A 5,369-nucleotide genomic window follows, 5' to 3' on the forward strand; every position below is an offset into this window, starting at 1 on the left:
TGGGTCACGACCACGGCGCCGGAGTCAGCGAAGACGCCCTTGAGCGCTTCGATGGCTTCCTGCTTTTGAGCGCGGTCCATTGCGGTCTCCATACTCAGGTTCGTCGCGCGCGAGAGTGCGCACGCCGGTAGCACCTGTCCGATGAGGAAAGCCGCGGCCCTGCGCCCACGCCGCGTTGCGGCCGGACCAAAGGCACGTCATCTTCCCGTCTCCCCATGACCGACGAAGGGCTCTTCGTCGCGTTACGGCCTCCGGTGGCCCCGGCGGCTTCATAGTTCTTGGACAGGATGGAAAGCCCGGAGGCCTTCCGTCCACGCTGTCTCCCCGGAGGGAGCAACGAAGCGGCGGCGTATATACGAAATCGCCGCGAATTCAACCCGCCGACAGCCAGCCCTCCAGCACGGCGGCCTTGGCGAGGTCCTTTGGCCGGCCGAAAAGCCGCAGGATGCGAAGCTGCTCCTCCGCGGGCGGCAATGGTCCACGCAGGTCCAGTTCCCGCCCGCGGACCTTCAAGCCTCCCATCACCTCGACCGGGCCCCACGGCGTGACGTAGCGGGCGAAGTCCTCCGACCGGAACGGACCGTCGGGCGCTTTGGGCTCGCCGGGCTCCAGCCAGCCGGCCCAGGCCGCCGCCAGTCGCGCCGCCCCATCCACCCCGGTCACGACGTCCAGATCGGCAGCCGCCTCGAACGGCGCTCCCAGCAGGATCAGGGCGCCGCTCCCGATCAGGCTCCAGGGCTGGGCGAAGGCGTCGAGGTCAGGTGCGACGTTCTCGAAGAGGCGGCGCAGATCGGCGGGCGTCATGCGTTCCCCTTGCAACCGGCCGCGCCGCCCGAGCCGACTCAGGCCCGCTCGAAGATCGCCGCGATGCCCTGGCCGCCGCCGATGCACATGGTCTCCAGGCCGTACTTGCCGTCGCGGCGCTTCAACTCGCGAAGCAGGTTGGCCAGGATGCGGCCGCCGGTGGCGCCGATCGGGTGCCCCAGGCTGATGCCCGAGCCGTTGACGTTCAGGCGGTCGCGCTCGTCCCAGCCCCAGCCTTTCAGCACGGCCAGGACCTGCGGCGCGAAGGCCTCGTTCAGCTCGACGAGGTCGATGTCGTCCCAGCCCATGCCGGTGCGCTCGAACAGGCGCTTCACGGCCGGCACCGGGCCGATGCCCATGCGCGACGGATCGCAGCCCGCCGCCGCCCAGCTCACGAACCAGCCCATGGGATCCAGGTTCAGCTCGGCCAGCTTGTCCTCGGCCACCACCAGGCAGGCGGCGGCGGCGTCGTTCTGCTGGCTGGCGTTGCCGGCGGTGACCACGCCATCCTTTTCGATGGCGCGCAGCTTGCCCAGGCTCTCCATCGTGGCGTCGGCGCGCACGCCCTCGTCCTTGGCGAAGACGACCGGATCGCCCTTCTTCTGCGGCACCGAGACCGGCACGAGCTCGTCGTCGAACTTGCCCTCGGCCCAGGCCTTGGTCGCCCGCTGGTGGCTCATCACCGCGTACTCGTCCGCCTGCTCGCGGCTGATCTGGTAGTCGCGGGCCAGGTTGTCGGCGGTCTCGATCATGCCGCTGATCACGCCGAAGCGGCTGATCGGCTGGCTCATCACCCGGCCGCGAGCCAGACGGTCGTGCATGGTCACCGAGCCGGCGCGCGCCCCGTTGCGCATGTCCAGCGAATAATATTCGACGTTGCTCATGCTCTCGACGCCGCCGGCGATCACGACGTCGGCCACGCCGGTCTGCACCATCATCGCCGCGTCGATCACCGCCTGCAGGCCCGAGCCGCAGCGGCGGTCGAGCTGATAGCCGGGCACCTCGATAGGGAAGTCGGCGGCCAGGGCCGACCAGCGCGCGATGCACGGCGCCTCGCCGTTGCCGTAGCCCTGGGCGAAGATCACGTCGTCCACCTTGGCCGGGTCCAGCTTGGTGCGCTCCACCAGCGCCTTCAAGATCACGGCGCCCAGGTCGCCCGCGCTCATGCTGGCCAGACTTCCCTGGAACTTCCCCACCGGCGTGCGAATGGGGCTGACGATGGCGGCGCGTCTCACGTGGGCTTCCTCCCGAAATATGGGTAGGTCCGTGGAGCCGCGCGGGCGGCGCGTCAAGGCTGCCGTAGCGCCGAGCCGCCGATCGCGCGCCTCATCCCGTCCATTTGGCCGGGCGCTTCTCCATCCAGGCCTTCACGCCTTCCCTGTAGTCCGGCGTCTTCGACATCTCGGCCAGCAGCGCCTCGGCCACCTTCACCGAGCTCGCCGCGTCGCGGTGCAGGTCGCGGTAGATCTGACGCTTGGTCTCCCGCGCCGAACCGGGCGCCACCGAGGTCGCCAGGGTGCGGGCGTAGGCCATGACCTCGCCCATCAGCTCGGCCGCCGGCACGATGCGGTTCAGGAAGCCCATCGTCATCGCCTCCTCGGCGGTGAACACCCGGCTCGACAGCAGGATGTCATTGGCGTGCGTCAGGCCGACGATCCGCGGCAGCAGCCAAGATAGGCCGTACTCCGCCGGAAAGTTGAACCGCCCGTGCGCCGCCGTGAACTTCACCCCCGGCGCGCAGAAGCGCAGGTCCGCGAAGGCGGCGAGCACCAGGCCGACGCCCGCCGCCGCCCCGTTGATCGCGGCGATGATCGGCTTGCCCACCCCGAAGTGATAGGCGAACGCCGCGTCGAACGCTGGGTCCACCCCGTATCCCGGCTCGGCGATGTCCTCCGGCGTGCCGGCGTCGTAGCCGCCGCGCTCGGAATGCCCCTCCAGCGCCTGCAGGTCGGCGCCGGCGCAGAACGCCTGCCCCTCCGGATCGCCGGTCACCACGATCACCCGCACCGCCGGGTCGCGTTCGGCCTCCCGCAGGATCCAGCGGTATTCGGTGTGCATCCGCCCGGTCCAGGCGTTGCGGCGCTTCGGGCGGGCGAGCGTGACGACGGCGATGCCGTCGGCGATCTCGTAGCGGGTGGCTTTCAGGTCCATGGCGCGACTATGCCACGACGAAGCGCAGGATCAGCCCGTTCCAGCGCGCGTCGTTCTGGTCGATCTCGTCCACGGGCCCGCTCGCGCAAGCCGCCGCGACCCCGCGCCAGAACGGCTGGGCCGGCAGGTTGCGCCGCGCCACGGCGATCTCCCATTGCCCCCTGCGTTCGCGGATCGCCTCCAGCGCCGCCGCCCGCCCCACGCCTTCGCGGCGGTAATGCCGGGCCACGAAGAACTCGCCCATGTTGAAATCCACCGGCAGGCCCGAGTGCGTGTGCCGGTCGATCAGCACGAACCCCGCCAGCTTCCCGTCGGCTCGGATCACGAACGGCTCGCTCCCTTCCTCCGACCAGTAGGCGGCCAGCGGGGGATAGGCCGGAAAGCGGCCGTCCTCGTCGAACTCCACCTGCCGTTCGGCCCAGAAGTCGGCGAAGTCGTGGACGTAGAACTGGAACAGGTTCTCCACCGCCTGGCGCTGCTCGCGCGCCGGATCGAGCTCGATGGTCGGCATCTGCGCCCCCTCCCCATATCCGCGGTCTTGGACTGCCGGGACGTCAAGACGTCTAGCCTCGCCGCAGGTCGAAGGGGAGATGTCCGATGCGGATCCGGTGGAACGAGGCCGAGCTCGCCTTCCGCGAGGAGGTCCGCGCCTTCCTCGACCGCGAGCTGACGCCGCAGATGCGCCGCGACACACGGCGGATGACCAGCGTCTACGCCCCGCACGAACTCGGCATGGCGTGGCAGGCGATCCTCCACGCCCGCGGCTGGGCGGCCCCCGCCTGGCCGGTCGAATACGGCGGCTGCGGCTGGACCGCGGCCCAGCGCTACATCTTCGCCGAGGAGCTGGCGACCAACGACGCCCCGCCGCTCTCGCCCATGGGCATCGGCATGTGCGGCCCGGTCCTCATCGGCCACGGCTCGGCCGAGCAGAAGGCCCACTACCTGCCCCGCATGCTCACCGGCGAGCACTTCTGGTGCCAGGGCTATTCCGAACCGGGCTCAGGCTCCGACCTGGCCAGCCTGCAGATGGGCGCCGTGGACGACGGCGACCACTTCGTCTGCTCGGGCCACAAGCTTTGGACGACCCACGCCAACGACGCCAACTGGATCTTTTGCCTGGTGCGCACCAGCCAGGAGGCGATCCCGCAGCGGGGCATCACCTTCCTGCTCATCCCGATGGACACGCCCGGCGTCGAGGTCCGCCCGATCCTGATGCTCTCGGGCGAGCACATCCAGAACGATGTCTTCTTCACCGACGTTCGCGTACCCAAGGCCAATGTGGTCGGCCAGGTCGGCGAAGGCTGGACGGTGGCCAAGTACCTGATGGAGTTCGAGCGCGGCGGCGGCGTGTCCTCGCCGGGCCTGAAGGCGCGGCTGCGCCGCATCCGCCGGATGGCCGACGCTGAGGCTGGCGATGACGGACGCGCCCTCGCCCAGGACAGCGGCTTCATGAGCCGGCTCGCAACTGCGGCGCTGGAGATCGAGGCCCTGGAAGCCGTCGAGTTGCAGATCCTGGCCCAGCTCAGCCACGGCGAGGCGCCGGGCGCCCGCTCGTCGATGCTGAAGACCGTTTCCACCGAACTCAGCCAGCGGCTCACCGAACTGGCCCTGGAGGCGTCGGGCGCCTATGGCCAGCTCTATCAGGCCCACGCCGCCTGTCCGGGCGGCCCCACGCCGCTCTACCAGCCGCCGGCCGACCAGGGCTTCGTCGGCCCCGAGCATGCCCTGACCGTCGCGGCCAAGTATTTCAACGACCGCGCCGGAACGATCTACGCCGGGACGAACGAGATCCAGCGCAACATCATGGCCAAGGCGGTCCTGGGACTCTGAGCCCGTCACTTACGAATAAGGCGCACGAAAAAGGGGAGCGGCGTTTCCGCCCCTCCCCTCGATCTTCGTCACGGATCTGTCGGCTCAGGCGCCGACCGAACCCGCGTCCACCTTGAAGCCCGGGCCCATCGTCGACGAGAGGCTGATCTTCTTGATGTAGGTGCCCTTGGCGCCCGACGGCTTGGCCTTGTTCAGCGCGTCCACCAGGGCCTTGACGTTGACCGTTAGGGCTTCCTCGGTGAACGAGGCCTTGCCGATGCCGGCGTGGATGATGCCGGTCTTCTCGGTGCGGAACTCGATGGCCCCGCCCTTGGCGTCCTTCACGGCCTGGCCGACGTTCGGCGTCACGGTGCCGACGCGCGGGTTCGGCATCAGGCCGCGCGGGCCCAGCACCTTACCGAGACGGCCGACGAGGGCCATCATGTCCGGCGTGGCGATCACGCGGTCGAAGTCCATGAAGCCGCCTTGGATGCGCTCCACCAGCTCTTCGGCGCCGACGATGTCGGCCCCGGCGGCGGTGGCTTCAGCGGCCTTGGCGTCCTTGGCGATGACGGCGACGCGGACGTCGCGGCCGGTGCCCGAGG

6 protein-coding genes and 1 pseudogene are annotated in these 5,369 nt (G+C 69.8%); 1 reads left to right on the forward strand and 6 read right to left on the reverse strand.

The features are described from left to right. The 5 genes and pseudogenes from Q0L11_RS13100 to Q0L11_RS13120 all read right to left on the reverse strand — a co-directional run. Positions 1 to 80 (reverse strand): annotated as a pseudogene (locus Q0L11_RS13100) (50S ribosomal protein L10); the annotation flags it as partial. Between the two features lie 292 nt (positions 81 to 372). Beyond that, complete coding sequence (locus tag Q0L11_RS13105) at positions 373 to 804, reverse strand: hypothetical protein (RefSeq protein ID WP_296597799.1); 432 nt, start codon at positions 802 to 804, stop codon at positions 373 to 375. A gap of 38 nt (positions 805 to 842) precedes the next feature. After that, complete coding sequence (locus Q0L11_RS13110; protein ID WP_296597801.1) at positions 843 to 2,039, reverse strand: acetyl-CoA C-acetyltransferase; 1,197 nt, start codon at positions 2,037 to 2,039, stop codon at positions 843 to 845. Between the two features lie 91 nt (positions 2,040 to 2,130). After that, complete coding sequence (locus tag Q0L11_RS13115; RefSeq protein WP_296597802.1) at positions 2,131 to 2,955, reverse strand: enoyl-CoA hydratase-related protein; 825 nt, start codon at positions 2,953 to 2,955, stop codon at positions 2,131 to 2,133. Between the two features lie 7 nt (positions 2,956 to 2,962). Further along, positions 2,963 to 3,466, reverse strand: coding sequence for a GNAT family N-acetyltransferase (locus Q0L11_RS13120; protein ID WP_296597803.1), 504 nt, complete (start codon positions 3,464 to 3,466; stop codon positions 2,963 to 2,965). Positions 3,467 to 3,552: 86 nt separating this feature from the next. Between Q0L11_RS13120 and Q0L11_RS13125 the strand changes: the two genes are divergently transcribed. Further along, on the forward strand, positions 3,553 to 4,785 hold the full coding sequence (locus Q0L11_RS13125; RefSeq protein ID WP_296597805.1) for an acyl-CoA dehydrogenase family protein: 1,233 nt from the start codon (positions 3,553 to 3,555) through the stop codon (positions 4,783 to 4,785). Between the two features lie 84 nt (positions 4,786 to 4,869). Here Q0L11_RS13125 and rplA read toward each other — a convergent pair. Next, on the reverse strand, positions 4,870 to 5,369 hold a 500-nt coding region (rplA, locus tag Q0L11_RS13130), incomplete at its 5' end, for a 50S ribosomal protein L1 (RefSeq protein ID WP_296597806.1).

Source organism: Phenylobacterium sp., from assembly GCF_024508875.1.
Lineage (GTDB): Bacteria > Pseudomonadota > Alphaproteobacteria > Caulobacterales > Caulobacteraceae > Phenylobacterium.

What these genes read in the sequence shown, in the direction of transcription:
- Q0L11_RS13125 (WP_296597805.1), top strand. Translation starts at nt 3,553, where the DNA reads ATGCGGATCCGGTGGAACGAGGCCGAGCTCGCCTTCCGCGAGGAGGTC.
- Q0L11_RS13115 (WP_296597802.1), bottom strand. Translation starts at nt 2,955, where the DNA reads ATGGACCTGAAAGCCACCCGCTACGAGATCGCCGACGGCATCGCCGTC.
- Q0L11_RS13105 (WP_296597799.1), bottom strand. Translation starts at nt 804, where the DNA reads ATGACGCCCGCCGATCTGCGCCGCCTCTTCGAGAACGTCGCACCTGAC.
- Q0L11_RS13120 (WP_296597803.1), bottom strand. Translation starts at nt 3,466, where the DNA reads ATGCCGACCATCGAGCTCGATCCGGCGCGCGAGCAGCGCCAGGCGGTG.